The 18,648-nt window shown below is 73.9% G+C and carries 15 protein-coding genes and 1 pseudogene; 6 read left to right on the top strand and 10 right to left on the bottom strand.

The window, feature by feature from the left end; translation table 11 throughout:
• The first annotated feature begins 38 nt into the window (after positions 1–38).
• From ACFYUZ_RS23965 to ACFYUZ_RS23955, 3 genes are all read left to right on the top strand, one after another.
• A complete protein-coding gene (locus tag ACFYUZ_RS23965; protein WP_389312403.1) occupies positions 39–1,049 on the top strand; it encodes an aldo/keto reductase in 1,011 nt (336 codons plus the stop codon).
• Between the two features lie 103 nt (positions 1,050–1,152).
• Positions 1,153–2,301 carry a PQQ-dependent sugar dehydrogenase gene (locus tag ACFYUZ_RS23960; RefSeq protein ID WP_389312401.1) on the top strand — a complete coding sequence of 383 codons (1,149 nt, stop codon included), beginning with the start codon at positions 1,153–1,155 and terminating at the stop codon, positions 2,299–2,301.
• Between the two features lie 7 nt (positions 2,302–2,308).
• A complete protein-coding gene (locus tag ACFYUZ_RS23955; RefSeq protein WP_389312399.1) occupies positions 2,309–2,638 on the top strand; it encodes a DUF6191 domain-containing protein in 330 nt (109 codons plus the stop codon).
• Here ACFYUZ_RS23955 and ACFYUZ_RS23950 read toward each other — a convergent pair.
• The 6 genes from ACFYUZ_RS23950 to ACFYUZ_RS23925 all read right to left on the bottom strand — a co-directional run bounded on the left by ACFYUZ_RS23950 (position 2,522) and on the right by ACFYUZ_RS23925 (position 11,359).
• Positions 2,522–5,578: an AAA family ATPase gene (locus tag ACFYUZ_RS23950; protein WP_389312397.1), complete on the bottom strand. Its 3,057-nt coding sequence runs from the start codon at positions 5,576–5,578 to the stop codon at positions 2,522–2,524. The two genes, ACFYUZ_RS23955 and ACFYUZ_RS23950, sit on opposite strands and share 117 nt — an antisense overlap.
• Positions 5,579–5,585: 7 nt before the next feature.
• Entirely contained in the window at positions 5,586–5,774 is a 189-nt protein-coding gene (locus ACFYUZ_RS23945; protein ID WP_389312395.1) for a hypothetical protein, read from the bottom strand.
• Positions 5,775–6,009: 235 nt separating this feature from the next.
• Positions 6,010–6,567 carry a GNAT family N-acetyltransferase gene (locus tag ACFYUZ_RS23940; protein WP_389312393.1) on the bottom strand — a complete coding sequence of 186 codons (558 nt, stop codon included), beginning with the start codon at positions 6,565–6,567 and terminating at the stop codon, positions 6,010–6,012.
• A complete protein-coding gene (locus ACFYUZ_RS23935) occupies positions 6,545–8,791 on the bottom strand; it encodes an MMPL family transporter (RefSeq protein WP_389312391.1) in 2,247 nt (748 codons plus the stop codon). The genes ACFYUZ_RS23940 and ACFYUZ_RS23935 overlap by 23 nt, the downstream gene beginning before the upstream one ends.
• Positions 8,792–8,933: 142 nt before the next feature.
• A complete protein-coding gene (locus tag ACFYUZ_RS23930) occupies positions 8,934–9,869 on the bottom strand; it encodes a hypothetical protein (protein WP_389312389.1) in 936 nt (311 codons plus the stop codon).
• A gap of 182 nt (positions 9,870–10,051) precedes the next feature.
• Entirely contained in the window at positions 10,052–11,359 is a 1,308-nt protein-coding gene (locus ACFYUZ_RS23925; RefSeq protein WP_389312387.1) for a serine hydrolase domain-containing protein, read from the bottom strand.
• A gap of 232 nt (positions 11,360–11,591) precedes the next feature.
• Between ACFYUZ_RS23925 and ACFYUZ_RS23920 the strand changes: the two are divergent.
• The 3 genes and pseudogenes from ACFYUZ_RS23920 to ACFYUZ_RS23910 form a co-directional block, all read left to right on the top strand.
• A pseudogene (locus tag ACFYUZ_RS23920) lies at positions 11,592–11,759 on the top strand (DUF397 domain-containing protein); the annotation flags it as partial.
• Complete coding sequence (locus ACFYUZ_RS23915; RefSeq protein ID WP_389312385.1) at positions 11,741–12,145, top strand: hypothetical protein; 405 nt, start codon at positions 11,741–11,743, stop codon at positions 12,143–12,145. The pseudogene ACFYUZ_RS23920 and the gene ACFYUZ_RS23915, both read left to right, overlap by 19 nt.
• A 3-nt stretch (positions 12,146–12,148) precedes the next feature.
• Positions 12,149–14,959: a tetratricopeptide repeat protein gene (locus ACFYUZ_RS23910; protein WP_389312383.1), complete on the top strand. Its 2,811-nt coding sequence runs from the start codon at positions 12,149–12,151 to the stop codon at positions 14,957–14,959.
• Between the two features lie 42 nt (positions 14,960–15,001).
• Here the strand turns inward: ACFYUZ_RS23910 and gatB are convergent, their stop codons facing one another.
• The 4 genes from gatB to gatC are packed head-to-tail and all read right to left on the bottom strand — an operon-like array spanning position 15,002 to position 18,571.
• Positions 15,002–16,513: an Asp-tRNA(Asn)/Glu-tRNA(Gln) amidotransferase subunit GatB gene (gene gatB, locus ACFYUZ_RS23905; protein WP_389312381.1), complete on the bottom strand. Its 1,512-nt coding sequence runs from the start codon at positions 16,511–16,513 to the stop codon at positions 15,002–15,004.
• Positions 16,514–16,529: 16 nt separating this feature from the next.
• Positions 16,530–16,763, bottom strand: coding sequence for a hypothetical protein (locus ACFYUZ_RS23900; RefSeq protein WP_086827418.1), 234 nt, complete (start codon positions 16,761–16,763; stop codon positions 16,530–16,532).
• Positions 16,764–16,768: 5 nt separating this feature from the next.
• The gene (gene gatA / locus ACFYUZ_RS23895) at positions 16,769–18,268 is read right to left on the bottom strand and encodes an Asp-tRNA(Asn)/Glu-tRNA(Gln) amidotransferase subunit GatA (RefSeq protein ID WP_225799255.1); all 1,500 of its coding nucleotides are present in this window, start codon (positions 18,266–18,268) and stop codon (positions 16,769–16,771) included.
• Between the two features lie 6 nt (positions 18,269–18,274).
• Positions 18,275–18,571: an Asp-tRNA(Asn)/Glu-tRNA(Gln) amidotransferase subunit GatC gene (gene gatC / locus ACFYUZ_RS23890; protein ID WP_003966094.1), complete on the bottom strand. Its 297-nt coding sequence runs from the start codon at positions 18,569–18,571 to the stop codon at positions 18,275–18,277.
• Positions 18,572–18,648 lie beyond the last annotated feature (77 nt).

Genomic DNA, 18,648 nt, shown 5'->3' with positions numbered 1-18,648 from the left:
GTTACTTTGGGGGACGGCACAGGGAGGGGTACCGGCAGGTGGAGCGCAGGACTATCGGGACGACGGCGCTCGACGTGGGTGCGATCGGCCTGGGGTGCATGCCGATGAGCTGGGCGTACAGCCGTTCGGAACAACGGGGGGACCGCTCGCTGAGGACCGTGCACGCGGCGCTCGACGCCGGGGTGAGCCTGCTCGACACCGCCGACATGTACGGCCCGTTCACCAACGAGCTGCTCGTGGGGCGGGTGTTGAAGGAGCGGCGCTCCGAGGCCTTCGTCTCGACGAAGTGCGGGCTGCTCGTCGGCGACCAGCACGTGGTCGCCAACGGCAGGCCGGGGTACGTGCGCCGGGCCTGCGACGCCTCGCTGCGGCGGCTCCAGACCGATGTGATCGACCTCTACCAGCTGCACCGGGCGGACCCCGAGGTGCCGGTCGAGGAGACCTGGGGCGCCATGGCCGAACTGGTGTCGGCGGGCAAGGTGCGGGCGCTCGGCCTCTGCGCCGTCGGCGCCCGGTCGGCCCGCCGGGGCGCGACGGGCGCCGGCCGTGACGGGTACGGGGGAACGATCCGTCAACTGGAGCGGATCCAGCAGGTCTTCCCGGTCGCGGCCGTGGAGGCGGAGCTGTCGGTGTGGTCGCAGGAGGCGCTGGCGCGGCTCCTGCCCTGGTGCGCGGCGCGCGGGGTCGGCTTCCTGGCCGCGATGCCGCTGGGGAACGGCTACCTGACCGGGACGCTGACCCCGGGCGGCGGCTTCGAGCGGGACGACCCGCGGGCGCGGCACCCCCGCTTCACGGCCGAGATGATGGCGGCGAATCAGCCCATCGTGGCGGGGCTGCGCCGGGTCGCCGCGCGGCACGGCGCGGAGGTCACGCCCGCGCAGGTGGCGCTCGCGTGGGTGCTGGGCCTCGGCCGGCACGTCGTGCCGGTGCCGGGGGCGAAGCGGGAGCGGTGGGTGGTGGAGAACGCCCGGGCGGCCGCGCTGCGGCTGACGGCGGAGGACCTGGCGGAGATCGCGGCGCTTCCGGCGCCGCGCGGTTCCTGGGACTGAAGGGCGCGCGGGGGCCCGCGGGTGCTGGGACCGAGCGCCGCACGGGACGGGCGGGGTATCAAGGAGGGGGGACACCGCTCGACTCGTCGAAGGGGGGCCGGCCATGCGCCGTCCTGTCGTGCAGAAGGCCCTGTGGGGCGCCGCCGCGCTCGTGCTGGTGACCGGCTGCTCCTCGGGGAGCACCGGGGAGCGACCGGCCCCGCCGTCCGCGTCCGCGCGCCCGTCCACGTCCGCGCCGCCGTCCGGCTCCCCGCCCCCGTCCCCCTCGTCCCCGTCCGCCGCCGGCCGGGTGTCCGTGGCGGGCACGCTCGCCGAGGGGCTGAAGTCGCCCTGGGGGCTCGCCCGGCTGCCCGGCGGGGATCTGCTCGTCTCCTCGCGGGACGAGCGGACGATCACCCGGGTCGACGGGCGGACCGGCGCGAAGACCCCGCTCGGGGAGGTGCCCGGGGTGGTGCCGGGCGGTGAGGGCGGGCTGCTGGGGCTCGCGGTCCGGGACGGCCGGGTGTACGCGTATCTGACGGCCGCCTCGGACAACCGCATCGTGCGCATGCGGTACGGCGGCGGGGCGGGCGACCGGCTCGGGCCGCCGGAGCCGGTGCTCACCGGCATCCCCAAGGGCTTCGTCCACAACGGCGGACGGATCGCGTTCGGGCCGGACGGGATGCTGTACGCGGGGACGGGCGAGACGGGCCGGACCGGGCTGGCCCAGGACCGGTCGTCGCTGGGCGGGAAGATCCTGCGGATGACGCCGGAGGGCCGTCCCGCGCCGGGCAATCCCTTCCCCGGCTCGGTGGTCTACTCGTACGGCCACCGCAATGTGCAGGGGCTCGCCTGGGATCCGGAGGGCCGGCTGTGGGCGGCCGAGTTCGGGCAGAACACCTGGGACGAGCTGAATCTGGTGGAGCCGGGGCGGAACTACGGCTGGCCGGAGGTCGAGGGGCGGGCCGGGCGGGCCGGGTTCACGGACCCGGTGGCCCAGTGGCCGACCTCGGAGGCGTCCCCGAGCGGGATCGCGTACGCCCGTGGCGCGATCTGGATGGCCGCCCTCAGGGGCGAGCGGCTGTGGCGCGTCCCGCTCTCCGGGGCGGAACGATCCGGGGAGCCCGAGGCGTTCCTGAAGGGTGGGTACGGGCGCCTGCGGACGGTCCTCGCGGCGGGCGGCGACCGGCTCTGGCTGGTGACCAGCGAGACGGACACCCGGGGGACGCCCGGGCCCGGGGACGACCGGATCCTCCGGCTGGAGGTGAGGTGAGGAGGCGGTGGCCGTGTTCGGCGGACTGGACGAGTTCTTCGCGCCCTCGCGCAGGCACATCGAGGAGGAGCGGCGCAGGGAGGCCCTGACCAGGGAGGACCCCGGGGACGCGGATCCCGCGCGCGGCCCGGTGGACCTGGCCTCGGGGCGGGTGACGATACGCCTCCCCCGCCCGCCGGAGCTCTCCGGCGCGGCGGGGGACGCGGCTTCCGGCGCCGGGTCAGAGGGGCGTGTCGAGGAGGTGCAGGCGGTGGGCGAGGGCGGCGGCCTCGCCGCGGCCGGCGACGCCGAGCTTGGCGAGGATGTTGGAGACGTGGACGCTGGCCGTCTTCGGTGAGATGAACAGCTCCTCCGCGATCTGGCGGTTGGTGCGGCCGGCCGCGACCAGCCGCAGCACGTCCTGCTCCCGGGGCGTCAGGCCGAAGCCGTCCTCCCCGGGCTCCGCCGGGGCCGGGGCCTGCTTCTCGGGGGCGAGGGAGAGGCGGGCGCGGGCGGCGAGGAGTTCCACGTCCTCGCGGAGCGGCCGGGCGCCGAGGCGGACGGCGGTGGCGTGGGCCTCGCGGAGCAGGGCCGCGGCCTCCTCGCGCCGGCCGCCCTCGACGAGCAGGGCGTCCGCGAGGCGCCGGCGGGCGCGGGCCAGCTCGTAGGGGCGTTCGAGGGGCGCGTAGGCGGCGACGACCTCGGCCCAGCGGGCGGCGGTCTCGCGGCCCTCGGCGCGGGCGAGCTCCTCGGAGACCTGCCGGGAGTAGGCCTGCCAGATCGGGACCGGGGCGGCGAGCGCGCGGACGCAGCGGCGGACCAGGGCGAGCGCCTCGGCGCGGCCCTCCTCGGCGGCGGGCAGTCCCCGGTTGTCGGCCTCGGCGGTGACGGCGGTGAGGACGAGCGGCCAGCCGTAGCGGTGGGTGCCGGGCGGGAAGCCGGTCTCCGCGGTGGCGGCGAGCTGGTCCCGTACGTCCGCGAGGCGTCCCTCGGCGGCTGCGACGGCGATCGCGACCTGCGCCATGGGCAGGGTGTACTGCGGGATCGGGTCGCGGGTGCCGTAGCGCGTGCGGGCCTCGGCGAGGTGCTCGGCGGCCCTGGCCGGCTCGCCGCGGAAGGTGGCGAGGTGGGCGAGCTGGAGCAGGGCCGTCCCGCCCGGCTTGGTGCTGCTCGCCCCGGAGCGGAGCAGCAGCTCGGCCTCCTCCTTGCTCCGGTCCCACTCGCCGAGCGAGAGGAGGGACTCGGCGAGGTTGGCGCGGATCCAGCCCGCGCTGTCGACGAGCCCGCGGGAGCGGGCCAGTTCGATGCCGGTCACGGCGATCTCCACGGCCTCGGCGGAGCGGCCGAGCGCCTCCATGGAGGAGGAGAGGTTGATGTGGGCGCGGGTGGCCTCGTGGAACTGGCCGAGGGCGACGGTCCGTTCGCGTGCCTCGCGCATCGCGGCGAGGCCGCCCTCCGCGTCTCCGGCCGACACGAGGATGGTGCCGAGGGTGATGCGGGCGTTCAGCTCGATGGGCTCGGCCTTGACGAACCGCGCGTACTCGACGGCGCGCTCGGCGGCGGCGAGCGCCTCGGGGCCGGGGTTGCGCAGCATGCCCCAGCCGGCCGCGCCGACCAGGACGGTGGCGTGGACGGCGGACGGCGGGAGGCCCCTGACCAGTTCCTGGGCGCGGGCGATCTCCGGCCAGCCGTCGCCCCGGCCGAGGTTGGACTGGAGGCGGGCCATCTCCGTCCAGAACCAGGCGGCGCGCAGGGGGTCGTTCTCGGCGTCGTCGAGGATCCGGAGGGCCGTCTTGCAGATCTTCACGGCCCGCTCCCGCTCTCCGCTGAGCCGGGCGGCGACGGCGGCCTCGGCGAGCAGGTCGAGGTAGCGCAGCGAGGTGGTGTCGGGGTCGCAGCCGCAGGCGGGGTACGCGTCGGCGTAGTCGATGGGGCGCAGGGACTCGCGCGTCTCCGCGGGCACCTTGTCCCACAGCTCCATGGCCCGTTCGAGGAGGCTGAGCTGCTCGGCGTAGGCGTGGCGCTTGCGGGTCTCGACGGAGGCCTGGAGGACGGCGGGCAGGGCCTTCTCCGGGGCGTGCGCGTGGTACCAGTACGTGGCGAGCCGGGTGGTCCGCTCGTGGGGGCGGACGAGTCCGGGGTCGGCTTCCAGGGCCTCGGCGTAGCGCCGGTTGAGGCGGGAGCGTTCGCCGGGCAGCAGGTCGTCGCTGACGGCCTCGCGGACGAGGGAGTGGCGGAAGCGGTAGCCGTCGCCGTCGGGGACGGCGAGGAGGATGTTGGCGCCGACGGCGGCCCGGAGGGCCTCGATGAGTTCGTCCTCGGGGAGCCGGGCGACGGCGGCGAGCAGTCCGTACTCGACGGTGGAGCCGCCCTCGGCGACGATCCTGGCGACGCGCTGGGCGGCTTCGGGGAGCGTCTCGACCCGGACGAGCAGGAGGTCGCGCAGGGAGTCGCTGAGCTGGCCGACGGCGCAGCCGGCCTCGTGGGAGACGACGAGCTCCTCGACGAAGAAGGCGTTGCCGTCGGAGCGTTCGAAGACCTCTTCGACGAGTCCGGGGTCGGGTTCGGCGGCGAGGATGCCGGTGAGCTGGCGGTGCACCTCGGTGCGGGTGAAGCGGGAGAGTTCGATGCGGCGGATGGTGCGGAGCCGGTCGAGTTCGGCGAGGAGGGGGCGCAGCGGGTGGCGGCGGTGGATGTCGTCGGCGCGGTAGCTGGCGACGATCACGATCCGGCCGCGGCGCAGGGTGCGCAGGAGGTAGGTGAGCAGGTGCCGGGTGGAGGCGTCGGCCCAGTGCAGGTCCTCCAGGACGAGCACGATCGTGCGGTCGGCGGCGAGCCGTTCCAGGAGGCGCACGGTCAGTTCGAAGAGCCGGGCGGTGGAGTCCTCGTCGGAGGGCTCGTGGCTGCCGGGGTCGCCCAGTTCGGGCAGCAGGCGGGCGAGTTCGCCCTCGTGGCCGTCGGCGGCGGCGGTGAACGCCTCGGGGAGGCGGCGGTGGAGCGCGCGCAGAGCGGCGGCGAAGGGTGCGAAGGGCAGGCCGTCGGCGCCGAGTTCGACGCAGCCGCCCAGGGCGGTGACGGCGCCCCGGTCGCGGGCCGTGTCGAGGAACTCCTCGATGAGCCGGGTCTTGCCGACGCCGGCCTCGCCGCCGATGAGCAGGGCCTGGGGCTCTCCCGCGTCTCCGCGGGAGAGCGCCTCGGTGAGGGCGGTGAGTTCGCCGGCGCGACCGACGAAGACGGGGCTGACTGACCTGGTCTCCACGGCGCCGAGCATCGCACAGACTTCCGTGCCGTCGCTCATACGGGGTTCACGCGGCCCGGACGAAGCGACCGCGGCCGCCGTCGGCCGGCTGCTCCTCCGTGGCGTGGCCCCCGAACCGGTGGCCGAAGAGGCGCAGGCCCTTGTGGGTCGCCGCGGCCTCGTGGGCGAGGCGGTGGGCGGCGGCCTCGGCGATGAGCTCGGCGTGGTGCATGGTGTGGAGTTCGTAGTCGAACATCGTGTGCTCCCCGGGTCTCTGGGTTTCGGTATCGCTCTCTTGCGATGCCTCTACTTTCGTTTCCCAGGGGGTGCCGTCACATCGGGCGAGTGCCGCATGTTCGGGGCGCGGGGGCCCTTAGGAGGGCCCCAGGGGGTCCTTAGGCGATGCCCTACGGACCTCAGGGAGGGCCCCAGGACCTCCGGGAGGGTCCCCAGGGCCTCAGGGGAGGGTCCCGCGGGCCTCGGGGAGGGGCTCAGGACGCCTTCGCCGCGCGCCACTCGGGGGCGAGGACGGCCCAGATCTCCGTGTCCGCGCGGGCGCCGCGGTACAGGTAGTTCTCCCGCAGCACGCCCTCCTTCGTCATGCCGAGGCGGCGGGCGACGGCGATGCTCGGGAGGTTCTTCGTGGAGGCGTACCACTCGACGCGGTGGATGCCGCGCTCCTCGATCGCCCAGTCGATGATGACCCGGCAGGCCCGGGTGATCAGGCCCTTTCCGGCGGCGGAGGGCTCCAGCCAGCAGCCCGCCTCGGCGGTGCCGTTCGCGGCGTCGAAGGTCCGGAAGAGGACGCCGCCGACGAGGGTGCCGTCGGTCCAGATGCCGTAGAGGCGGCCGGTGTCGCTCGCGGCCTTCTCGGCGTACGAGGTGAGGTAGGCGCGGGCGGAGTCCAGGTCCGTGACGACGTCGGGGAGGCCGATGTGCTGCCCGACGAACTCCCGGCCCCGGTCCATGTGGGTGAGGAGTTCCTCGGCCTGCCAGGGCTCCAGGGGCCTGAGCTCGGCGCCGTCGTCACCCAGCGATATCGCGAACATCGTCGTTCCTCTCCTCCGCGGCCGGAGCCGTCACACGCTGCACGGGGATCTTCGCACGCGTGTCGGCGGCCTCGCGGCACTCGGGGGGTTCGATGCTGATCCGCGGCAGGATCCGGTCGAGCCGCTTCGGCAGCCACCAGTTCGCGCCGCCGAGCAGGTGCATGAGCGCGGGGACGAGGAGGGTGCGCAGGACGAAGGCGTCGAGGGCGACGGCCGCCGCGAGCGCGATGCCGAACATCGCGATGACCCGGTCGCCGGAGAGGACGAAGGCCAGGAAGACGGAGATCATGATGACCGCGGCGGAGTTGATCACACGGCTGGTCTCGGCGAGGCCGACACGGACCGCCCGGCGGTTGTCGCCGGTCTCCAGCCACTCCTCGTACATCCGGCTGACCAGGAAGACCTGGTAGTCCATGGAGAGCCCGAAGAGCACGGAGACCATGATCACGGGGAGGAAGGGTTCGATCGGTCCGGCGCTGCCGAGGCCGAGCGGCTCGCTCCCCCAGCCCCATTGGAAGATCGCGACGACGATGCCGAAGGCGCCGGCGACGGCGGCGACGTTCATGGCGGCGGCCTTGAGCGGGATGCCGATCGACCGGAAGGCGAGCAGGAGCAGCAGACAGCCGAGCGCGATGACCACGCCGACGAAGAGCGGCAGCTTGCCGACGATGATCTCGGCGAAGTCGTCGTACGAGGCGGTGACGCCGCCCACGTGCACGTCGAGGGAGGTGCCCGCCTCGGCGGTCGGGAGGACGTCGTCGCGGAGCCGGTCGACGAGCTCGCTGGTCGCCTTGGACTGCGGCGAGGAGTCGGGCACGACGGTGAGGACGGCGGTGTCGCCCGTGCTGTTGTACGTGACCGGGGAGACGGACGCGACGCCCTTGGTGGCGGTGAGCGCGGCCGGCAGCTGGTCGAGGGCGACCCGGTCGTCGGCGCCGTCGAGCCCGGCGACGAGGGTGAGGGGGCCGTTGACGCCCGGCCCGAAGCCGTCGGCGAGCAGGTCGTACGCCTTGCGCGTGGTCGCGGTGGCCGGGCCGTTGCCCTGGTCGGAGGTGCCGAGGTGGAGCGAGAGGGTCGGCAGCGCCAGGACGCCCATGACGAGGACGGCGACCGCGCCGAGGATCTTGGGGTGCCGCTCGACGAAGGCGGACCAGCGGGCGGCGAAGCCGGTGGGCAGCTCGGGCTGCGGGCCGCGCTCGGCGAGCGTCCGGCGTTCGCGCCGGGACAGCGCCCGCATGCCGATGAACGAGAGCAGCGCGGGCAGCAGGGTGACGGAGGCGGCGACCGTGAGGAGCACGGTGAGGGAGGCGGCGATGGCGACGCCGTTGAGGAAGCCGAGCCGCAGGATGAGCATGCCGAGCAGGGCGATGCAGACGGTGGCGCCGGCGAAGACGACGGCGCGGCCGGTGGTCGCCACGGCGGTCTCGGCGGCCCCGGCCACGGAGAGACCGCGTTTGAGGCCTCTGCGGTGCCGGGTGACGATGAAGAGGGCGTAGTCGATGCCGACGCCCAGGCCGACGAGCATGCCGAGCATGGGGGCGAAGTCGGCGACGGTCATCAGATGGCCGAGGAGCACGATCCCGGAGTACGCGATGCCGACGCTGACGAGCGCGGTCGCTATCGGGAGCACGGAGGCGGCGAGCGAGCCGAAGGCGAGGAAGAGGACGACGGCCGCGACGGCGACGCCGACGATCTCGGCGACGTGGCCGCCGGGGGCCTCGGTGAGGGCGACGGCGCTGCCGCCGAGCTCGACCTGGAGGTCGTCGGTCGCGGCCGCTCCGGCGGTCTCCACGAGGGCCCGGGCCTGGGCCTCGGGGATGTCGTCGGCCTGCGCGTCGAAGGTGACGGTCGCGTAGGCGGTGTGCCCGTCCTCGCTGATCTGGCCGGGCCCGGCCCCCTTCCCGTAGGGGGAGGTGACGGCGGCGATGCCGGGCAGCTCGGCGACCTTGTCGAGCATGCCGGTCACGCGCTGCTCGACGGCGTCGGCGCGGACGCTGCCCCGGTCGCTGTGCCAGACGATGGTGTCGCTGTCGCCGCCGAGGCCGTGGAAGCCCCGGTCGAGGAGGGCGGTGGCCCGGCCGGACTCGGTGCCGGGGACCTCGTAGTCGTTGGAGTACGCGCTGCCGGCGAGGGTCGCGCCGGCGGCGGTCCCGCCGAGGGCGAGGAGCCAGAGGAGAACGACGACGAGACGGTACCGGAGGCACCACCGTGCGATTGCGGCCAAGGACGTGCTCCTGACTGGATCTGTACGCGCGCCCCCACTGTTGCAGCCAAACGTGATCGTTTGCCCCTTTCGTGGCGATCCTCACAGGAGGGGGAGCGGGCCGGGGATCATGCCCCCGACCTCGCGCCGGGGCCCTCGGGCGTCAGGTCCCGGTCGGAGTGACGCAGTGGCCGGGCCCGCTCGGGAGGACCCGCTTCTCGTCGTACAGATCGGCCAGGGTGACCCGGGCCCCCTCGGCCGCCTGTCCCGCCTTCCACCGCCCCTCGGCGAAGAGCGGGTGGAGGCGGCCGTCCTTCGGCGCGGCGCAGTCGTGGTTGGCGACCTCGCTCGCGTAGGCGCCCAGGACGAGCTTCCCGCCCCTCGACGTGACCGTGAACTGGCGCCGTACGGCGATCCTCGCGACCTCGGGGGCGCCGGGGACCACCTCATGGCCCTCCTCCGCCCGCACCAGCGGGTAGACGAAGACGTAGTCGACGTGCACCACCATCTCCCCCGCGGCCGAGACCCGGTAGGTCATCGCGCCCCGCGTCCGGATGCCGCTCCCGTCCAGGTACACCTCCTTCGGGTCGAAGCGGGTGACCATGTCCTTCCGTACGGCCTCGTCGGCGCCGCGCGGGTCGAGCAGGGCGAGCGCCGCCGTGGGCTCGGCGCCGGCCAGGGTGTCCTCCGAGACGTTGGTCTCGACGAGCAGGGTCCTCACGTCCTCCAGCACGGCGGTCATGTCCTTCTCGGAGAGCCCGCCGGACGGCATGGGCGGGGCGACGTAGATCCCGTCGGCCCCCTCCGCCCAGCCGGACGCGGGCGAGTTCCGGAACGGCATGTCGACCGTGTACGGCCACTCCAGGGGCCAGACCTCCTCGTGGAGCACCTTCGCGCCGTACGGCTCGTAGGGCGGCCGCTCCCCCGTCGAGTCGGCCAGCCAGAACCCGAAGCCGCCGAGGAGCAGCACACCGGCACCGGCCGCGAGCGCGATCTTGAGGCGCCGCACCCTCCTGTCGCGCCGCAGCGCCTCCTCACGGCCCGGATCGTCCGCCTGCGCGCGCAGCCGAGCGACGTAGTCCCTGGGTTCCACCGACATGTCCCGTTCCCTCCCCCGCCCCGTCAGGGCCGACGGAGCGGAGCGGAGCCTTTCACATCGACGCGCCGGTCGTCATCGCGGTTTTCTCCTTGCTGCCGGCCGGGTTCGCGAGCCTCCTGACACCGCCCGGGCGACGACGCGCCGCCCGGTGCCTTCCGCCGGACGATCGCGCCGCTCGGCGGCTAGGACGCCTCCTGGAGCTCGCGGCGCCCCGGGGCTGCCGGAGCGGTGGGTGCCTGTGCGGTGGGCGCCTCTGCGGTGGGCGCCTGTGCGGTCGGCGGGACCCCCGTGAAGGCGGCACGGGCGAGGGCCCTCACGTAGTCGGTGTACTCCTTGCTCGTCCCCGTCCCGTCGGGGTTGAGGGAGTACACCACACGGCGCTTGAGGTCGGGTGTGGCGAAGAACCCGTTCTCCCACCCGGGACGGGAGCCCGTCTTGCCCCAGACGGTCACGCCGTTGTCGAGGGTGAGGCGCATCAGACCGACGGGGGCGAAGCAGGCCTCGCCACCGGTGCCGCAGTGCTTGTTCTGGGGCGCGTTGGGGACCTCGGGGACGGAGAAGGCCGTTCTCTGCACGGCGGGCGGCAGGAGCCGGCCTCCGAGGAGGGCGGTCAGGAAGCGGTCGAGGTCGGCGGCGGTGGAGATCATCCCGCCCTCGGCCCACGGGTAGGGGCTCTGCTCGGTGACCTCGTCCGTCCCGACGTACACCCGCGCGTGCGGGCCGGGGATGGTGACGTCCTCGGCGGCCGGGAGGCTGGTGTGCCGCAGCCGGAGGGGGCGCAGGATCCTCCGGTCGAGCTCCTGCCGGAAGGAGTTGCCGGTGACCTTCTCGACCAGCAGTCCGACGACCAGCGTGTTGAGCCCGTTGTACTGCTGGACGGCGCCCGGCGCGGGGCGGTGCTTCCGCCAGGCCTCGTCGGCGGCGGCGAGCGCGAAGGCGTCCCGCACCCCGTCGACCGGTGTGACGCCCTTGAGCCACCACCCCGGCCCGCTCTTCGGGGTCGGGGTCGGAGCGGGCGCCGGAAAGCCGCTGGTGTGATCAAGTACCTGACGCACCGTCACCTCGCCGTACTCGGCGGGGATCAGCTCCGGCAGGTGGGACCGCACCGGGTCGTCGATCCCCATTCTGTGCTCGGCGACCAGCTGCAGCGCGACCGTGTGGGTGAAGGCCTTGGTCACGCTGCCGATGCGGAAGTGGGCGTCGGCCGGCACCGGTCCGGCGACGCCGGTCCACAGGGGCCCGCGCCCCGGCCCGTCGACCCTGACCAGCGCTCCCGCCTGGTACCCGGGCAGGGGGGTGAGCAGCTTCCGCAGCGGTTCGGCGTCGAAGCCGGCGGAGCGGGCGCGGGAGGTCGCCGCGGCCACGGAGGGCGAGGCTGCGGTGGCGGGCGAGACGGCGGTGGCGGCCGGGACACCGGCACCGAGCGTGAGGGCGACCGTGGTCGTGCCGGCCACGACGAGGCGGCGCAGTGAGGTCGTGCGGTGTCGCATGGGAGTGCTCCAGAGGTGGTCGCCGTGAGGTCTGCGTGTGCTCCGAACGACCTCGACTCTGCCGTTTCCGCCGGGCGTCGACGATCGGTGATCACCCCGAAACCCCCCTGACGCGCCCCGGACGGCGACCCCGACTCCCGCCCCTGGCACGACGGGCCCGGCGTGACCGGAGGGCCCCCTCCGGAACCCGTCCGCCGCGTCGGCGAAGACGGAAGCACTTTCATGGTTCAAGTCCGGCCGCAGCGGCAATGAGGGCGGTGACCGCGTCGAGGTGGCCGCCCACCCCGCCGCCGTCCACGTCCGGGACTCCGAGCTCGGTGAGGACGGTCCCGTCCTCACCGTCTCCCCCACCCCCTGGAGCACGTTCGTCACGGAGGCCACGTGTTGGAGGAATCCCTGACCGCCCTGGCCGCCGCCGGCGGCGGGGCCGTCGTCGCCGCCATGGCCACGGACGCCTGGCAGGTCACCCGGGACGGGGTCGTCCGGCTGTTCCGGGGACGGGCGGAGGTCGAGGCGCGGCTCGAAGAGGACGCCGCGCTCGTCGCCGGGGCCGAGGACCCCGACGGGGCGCGGCAGGCGCTCGTGCCCGCCTGGGCGCTGCGGCTGCGCGCCCTCCTCGCCGAGCACCCGGAGTGCGCCGAGGAACTGCGCGCCCTGATACGGGACGCCCCGGGCGGGCACCACTCCGTGCAGCACAACACCGCCCACGGCAACGGCCGCGTCTTCGGCGTCCAGCACGGGAACATCGTCTTCCACCAGAGCCCCGAGTCCCGCCCGGACGCGTGACCCGTGAGTGCCGAGCAGCACGTCACCGCGCACTCCGGGTACGCGTACGGCGTCATCGGCGCCGACATCCACGTCTTCGGCGACGGCTCGCCCGTCTACCTGCTCCAGAACTGGCGCCGCGCGCCCACCGCCGACCCGGAGTGGCTGCGGGAGCTGCCGAGCCGGATGCTCAACTCCCGTTTCGAGGTCGTGCCGTTCACGGGCCGGGACGCCGAGCTGGCCGAGCTGCGCGCGTGGCGCGACCAGGGCCCCCGACTCGCCGTCCGCTGGATGCACGCCCCCGGCGGGCAGGGCAAGACGCGCCTCGCCGCCCGGTTCGCCGACGCGACCCAGGACGAGGGCTGGCGGGTGGCCGCCGCGACGAACGGCCCCGGCTCCGTGCAACCACCGCCCGGCAGCCAGGACTTGACGACCGAAGGGCGCGACGGCGTCCTCCTGGTCGTCGACTACGCGGACCGCTGGCCGCTCACCCACCTCACCTGGCTCTTCGGCAACGCCCTGCTCCACCGGCCCGGGGTACGCGCGCGCGTGCTGCTGCTCGCCCGGACCGCCGACGCGTGGCCCGCCGTCCGCGCCTCGCTCGCCAACCTCCAGGCCGGTACGAGCAGCATGCCCCTGGAGGACCTCCCCGACGGTGCCGGGATGTACCGGGCCGCCCGCGACGCCTTCGCCGTACGGTACGGAGTCCCGGCCGCGCCCGGGCCCCCTCCCCCGTACGGGCTGACCCTCGCCCTCCACATGGCCGCGCTCGTCTCCGTCGACGCGCAGGCGCACGGGCGCCGTCCGCCCGCCGACCTCGCCGGTCTGACCGTCTACCTCCTCGACCGGGAACACCTGCACTGGGGCACGCTCTTCGCCCGGGGCGACGGACCCTACGCCACCCCGCCGGGGGCCATGAACCGGGCCGTGTTCGCCGCCGCGCTCACGGGGTCGGTCGACCGGTCCAGGGGGTCGGCCGTGGTGGCGGGGCTCGGGGGCGACCGTGACGGCGGGCCCTCCCCCGGGCTCGGGACCGCCCCCTCCCCCGGTCGCGTCCTCGACGACCACGCCTTCTGCTACCCGGCCGCCGAGCCGCAGCGCGGCACGGTCCTGGAACCGCTCTACCCCGACCGGCTCGCCGAGGACTTCCTCGCCCTCACGCTCCCCGGGCACGACGCCGACTACCCCGCCATGGAGTGGGCCCCGGAGGTCACCGCCCGTCTGCTCGGGCCGCACGCCGAGCGCGCGGTCACCTTCCTGGCCGCCGCCGCCCAGCGCTGGCCGCACCTCGGGCCCCGGCACCTCTACCCGCTCCTCACGGCCGACCCCGGTCTCGCGCTCGCCGCCGGCGGCGCCGCCCTGAGCACGCTCGCCGCGCTCGACGACATACCGGTCCGGCTGCTCTCCGCCGTCGAGGAACGCTTTCCCGTCCGCCGCCATGTGGACCTCGACGCGGGCATCGCCGCCGTCACGCACCGGATCGTGACCGAACTGCTCGCCCTCCACGACGGTCCCGCCGCGCGCGTGGCGGGCTACCGCCGGCTCAGCGACCGGCTCTCGAACGCCGGCCGGGTCGACGAGGCCCTGGAGGCCGCGCGGCTGCGCCTCGCGGCACAGGAGGAACTCCCCGAGGACGTGCCCGCCATCGGCACCGCTCTGGCCCAGCTCGGGTACTGCCTGGGTCCGGCCGGGCAGCCCGAAGAAGCGGTGGCGGTGACCGAGGAGGCCGCCGCCCTGTTCGGGCGGCTCGCGGAGACCGGGCCGGCGGCCCGATGGGAAGGGATGCACGCGGGGCTCCTCATCAACCTGGCCACCTGGCTGTCCGAGCTCGGCCGGCACCAGGAGGCCCTGGCCGTGGGCGAGCGGTCGGTCGCGAGCTGGCGGCGGATCCTCGCCACCGACCCCACAGGCGAGGAAAACCTGGCCAAAGCCCTCCACGTCCTCGGCAACTGCCTCTCCTCCCTCGGCCGTTGGGCCGAGGCGTCCGACGCCGACGCCGAGGCGATGCGGATCCGGCTGCGACTGGCCGAACGGGACCCGTCCGCCCACCGGCCCGACCTCGCCAAATCCCTCGTCAACCACGCCCATCACCTGGCCGCCCAGGGCCGGCGGGCCGAGGCCCTGGAACTGTCCTGGCAGGCGGTGACCGTCCTGCGGACCCTCGGCCGGGCCAACGCCGCCGCCCACGAACCGGACCTCGCCCTCGCCCTGGCCGGTCTGGGCGTCGACCTCTGGGAGGCCGGCCGGGTGTCCGAGGCCGTGGACGCGACGGCCGAGGCCGTCGCGATCCGCCGCCGCCTCGCCTCGCGCAACCTGACCGCCCACGCCCATGGACTCGCGCAGGCCCTCTCGAGCCTGGCCTCCTTCCTGTTCGACGCGGGCCGCCCGGCCGAGGCCCTGACCGCCGCCGAGGAGGCCGTCTCCCTCCGCGAGCGCCTGTACGCCGAGCACCCGGACCCGCACCGGGCGGATCTGGCCCAGGCGCTCTCGAACCTGGGCATGTGCCTGGCGCCGGCCGGCCGGCGCGCCGAGGGGCTCGCCGCGACCCGGCGGGCCGTGGAGCTGTACCGCGCGGCGCACGCCGGGAACCCCGCCGCGTACACCTTCGAGCTGGCCCGGGTCCTCAACAACCTCGGTCGCTTCCTCGCGCTCGACGGGCGGCGGGAGGAGGCGCTCGTGTCGGTCACCGAGGCGATCGCCCTGGCGGAACGATCCGCCGCCGCGAACCCGCCCGCGTACGAGAAGCTCCTCGGGCTCCTGCGGCAGACCAGGGACGGCTGCCTGCGGATGCCGGGCCGCCGACCGTACGGCGAAGGGCGGCGCCCCGGGTCGTGAAACCCGGGGCGCCGCCCTCGTACCCGTACGGGAAGAACGGGATCAGCCCTCGCTGACGCCCAGCTTCTCCAGGATCAGGTCCTTGACCTTCGCCGCGTCGGCCTGGCCGCGGGTGGCCTTCATGACCGCGCCGACCAGGGCGCCGACCGCGGCGACCTTGCCGCCGCGGATCTTGTCGGCGATGGCCGCGTTGCCCGCGATGGCCTCGTCGACGGCCGTGCCGAGCGCGCCGTCGTCGGAGACGACCTTCAGACCGCGCTTCTCGACGACCTCGTCCGGGGTGCCCTCGCCCGCGAGGACGCCCTCGATGACCTGACGGGCCAGCTTGTCGTTGAGGTCGCCGGCCGCGACCAGGGCGGAGACCCGGGCCACGTCGGACGGGGTGATGGGCAGCTCCTCCAGGGAGACGCCCTTCTCGTTGGCGTTGCGGGCGAGCTCGCCCATCCACCACTTGCGGGCCGAGGCCGCGTCCGCGCCCGCCTCGGTCGTGGCGACGATCGCGTCGACCGCGCCGGCGTTGAGGATGGCCTGCATCTCCACCTCGGAGACGCCCCACTCCTCGCGGAGCCGGTTGCGGCGCACGCGCGGCAGCTCGGGCAGCCCGGCGCGCAGCTCCTCGACCCACTCACGGGCCGGGGCGACGGGGACGAGGTCGGGCTCCGGGAAGTACCGGTAGTCCTCGGCGTTGTCCTTGATGCGGCCGGAGGTGGTGGTGCCGTCGTCCTCGTGGAAGTGGCGGGTCTCCTGCACGATCGTCCCGCCGGAGGCGAGGACGGCCGCGTGCCGCTGGATCTCAAAGCGCGCCGCGCGCTCCACCGAACGGAGCGAGTTGACGTTCTTCGTCTCCGAGCGGGTGCCGAAGGCCTTGGTGCCGTTGCGGCGCAGCGACAGGTTGACGTCGCAGCGCATCTGGCCCTTGTCCATGCGCGCCTCGGAGACGCCCAGGGCGCGGATCAGCTCGCGCAGCTCGGCGACGTACGCCTTGGCGACCTCGGGGGCCCGGTCGCCCGCGCCCTCGATCGGCTTGGTGACGATCTCGATGAGCGGGATGCCGGCCCGGTTGTAGTCGAGCAGCGAGTGGGAGGCGCCGTGGATGCGGCCGGTCGCGCCACCGATGTGGGTGGACTTGCCGGTGTCCTCCTCCATGTGGGCGCGCTCGATCTCCACGCGGAAGACCTCGCCGTCCTCCAGCTGGACGTCCAGGTAGCCGTTGAAGGCGATCGGCTCGTCGTACTGGGAGGTCTGGAAGTTCTTCGGCATGTCCGGATAGAAGTAGTTCTTCCGGGCGAAGCGGCACCACTCGGCGATCTCGCAGTTCAGCGCGAGACCGATCTTGATCGCGGACTCGACGCCGATCGCGTTGACCACCGGCAGGGAGCCGGGCAGGCCGAGGCAGGTCGGGCAGGTCTGCGAGTTGGGCTCCGCGCCCAGCTCGGTCGAGCAGCCGCAGAACATCTTCGTCTTGGTGCCGAGCTCGACATGGACCTCCAGGCCCATGACGGGGTCGTACTCGGCGAGCGCCGCTTCGTACGACAGCAGTTCAGTGACGGTCACGGTGAGACTTTCCCTCTCAGCCCAGCAGGACGTCGTCGTCGCCCAGGCGCTTCAGCTCCCGGTAGAGGATCGCCAGGCCGGTAACGATGGCGGCGGCGGACACGGCGGAGTCGATCAGCCGCAGCATGTCGTGGTCATTGCGGGCCAGCTTGGCCTGCTTCGCGACGCTGACCGCGCCGAACGCGGTCGTCGCCAGCGAGACGTAGAGGCCGGTCTTGGACTTCTTGAAGTTCTTGGCCTTCTTTGCCATGGCACTCACAGCGACGGAGCCTCCTCGAGCAGCGGGTGACCCCACTTTTCCACGAAGGCGGCCTCGACGGCGGCTCCGACCTTGTAGAGCCGGTCGTCCTTCATGGCGGGGGCGATGATCTGCAGGCCGACCGGCAGACCGTCCTCGGGAGCGAGGCCGCAGGGCAGCGACATGGCGGCGTTGCCGGCCAGGTTGGTCGGGATGGTGCACAGGTCCGCGAGGTACATCGCCATCGGGTCGTCGGCGCGCTCGCCGATCGCGAAGGCGGTGGTGGGGGTCGTCGGGGAGACGATGACGTCCACCTCCTCGAAGGCCTTCTCGAACTCGCGGGTGATGAGGGTGCGGACCTTCTGCGCCGAGCCGTAGTACGCGTCGTAGTAGCCGGAGCTCAGCGCGTACGTACCGAGGATGATGCGGCGCTTGACCTCGTCGCCGAAGCCGGCCTCACGGGTGAGGGCGGTGACGTCCTCGGCGGACCGCGTGCCGTCGTCGCCGACCCGCAGGCCGTAGCGCATGGCGTCGAAGCGCGCCAGGTTCGAGGAGCACTCGGACGGCGCGATCAGGTAGTACGCCGAAAGGGCGAGGTCGAAGGTCGGGCAGTCCAGCTCGACGATCTCGGCGCCCAGCGACTTGAGCAGCTCGACGGACTCGTCGAAGCGCTGCACGACGCCGGCCTGGTAGCCCTCGCCGCGGAACTGCTTGACGACGCCGACGCGCATGCCGGCCACCGAGCCGTTGCGCGCGGCCTCGACGACCGGCGGGACCGGGGCGTCGATGGAGGTCGAGTCGAGCGGGTCGTGCCCGGCGATCGCCTCGTGCAGGAGGGCCGCGTCCAGGACCGTGCGGGCACAGGGGCCGCCCTGGTCCAGGGAGGACGAGAAGGCCACCATGCCGTAGCGGGAGACGCCGCCGTAGGTCGGCTTGACGCCGACGGTGCCGGTGACGGCGGCGGGCTGGCGGATGGAGCCGCCGGTGTCCGTGCCGATGGCGAGCGGGGCCTCGTACGCGGCGAGGGCGGCCGAGGAGCCGCCGCCGGAGCCGCCGGGGATCCGGGTCAGGTCCCAGGGGTTGCCGGTCGGACCGTAGGCGCTGTTCTCGGTGGAGGAGCCCATCGCGAACTCGTCCATGTTGGTCTTGCCGAGGATGACGACGTCGGCGGCCTTCAGGTTCTTGACCAGGGTCGCGTCGTACGGCGGGATCCAGCCCTCCAGGATCTTCGAGCCCACGGTGGTCGGCATGCCGACGGTGGTGAAGATGTCCTTGAGCGCGAGCGGCACACCGGCCAGCGGGCCGAGCTTCTCGCCCCGGGCTCGCTTCTCGTCGACGGCACGGGCCTGGGCGAGGGCGCCCTCGCGGTCGACGTGCAGGAAGGCGTGGACCTTCTCGTCGACGGCCTCGATGCGGGCGAGGTGGGCCTCGGTGACCTCGACGGCGGTCAGCTCGCCGGCGGCGATCTTCCCGGCGATCTCGGCCGCGGTGAGCTTGATGATGGTGTTGTCCGTCATGACTTCTTAGTCCTCCCCCAGGATCTGCGGCACCTTGAAACGCTGCTGCTCCTGGGCCGGGGCGCCGGAGAGCGCCTGCGCGGGGGTGAGCGACGGACGGACCTCGTCCGCGCGCATGACATTGGTCAGCGGCAGCGGGTGGGAGGTCGGCGGTACGTCTTGGTCGGCGACCTCGGAGACGCGGGCGACCGCGCCGATGATGTCGTCGAGCTGACCGGCGAAGTGATCGAGTTCTTCGCCCTTCAGCTCCAGACGCGCCAGCCGTGCGAGGTGGGCGACCTCCTCGCGCGTGATGCCAGGCATGCGGATCCTCACGGGGTGAGTTTGATGGTGTTGGCCCAATCCTATGGGGCCGGTGCCGCTGCCCGTGAAACGGTTTG

Origin of the sequence: Streptomyces sp. NPDC004266, assembly GCF_042874095.1 — a bacterium.
Classification (GTDB): domain Bacteria; phylum Actinomycetota; class Actinomycetes; order Streptomycetales; family Streptomycetaceae; genus Streptomyces.
The sequence above is the reverse complement of the archived record's forward strand: the minus strand, read 5'-3'. Positions and strand labels throughout refer to the sequence as shown.

What these genes read in the sequence shown, in the direction of transcription:
- gatC (WP_003966094.1), bottom strand. Translation starts at nt 18,571, where the DNA reads ATGCCTGGCATCACGCGCGAGGAGGTCGCCCACCTCGCACGGCTGGCG.
- ACFYUZ_RS23950 (WP_389312397.1), bottom strand. Translation starts at nt 5,578, where the DNA reads ATGAGCGACGGCACGGAAGTCTGTGCGATGCTCGGCGCCGTGGAGACC.
- ACFYUZ_RS23940 (WP_389312393.1), bottom strand. Translation starts at nt 6,567, where the DNA reads ATGTTCGCGATATCGCTGGGTGACGACGGCGCCGAGCTCAGGCCCCTG.
- ACFYUZ_RS23900 (WP_086827418.1), bottom strand. Translation starts at nt 16,763, where the DNA reads ATGGCAAAGAAGGCCAAGAACTTCAAGAAGTCCAAGACCGGCCTCTAC.
- ACFYUZ_RS23945 (WP_389312395.1), bottom strand. Translation starts at nt 5,774, where the DNA reads ATGTTCGACTACGAACTCCACACCATGCACCACGCCGAGCTCATCGCC.
- gatA (WP_225799255.1), bottom strand. Translation starts at nt 18,268, where the DNA reads ATGACGGACAACACCATCATCAAGCTCACCGCGGCCGAGATCGCCGGG.
- ACFYUZ_RS23930 (WP_389312389.1), bottom strand. Translation starts at nt 9,869, where the DNA reads ATGTCGGTGGAACCCAGGGACTACGTCGCTCGGCTGCGCGCGCAGGCG.
- ACFYUZ_RS23960 (WP_389312401.1), top strand. Translation starts at nt 1,153, where the DNA reads ATGCGCCGTCCTGTCGTGCAGAAGGCCCTGTGGGGCGCCGCCGCGCTC.
- ACFYUZ_RS23925 (WP_389312387.1), bottom strand. Translation starts at nt 11,359, where the DNA reads ATGCGACACCGCACGACCTCACTGCGCCGCCTCGTCGTGGCCGGCACG.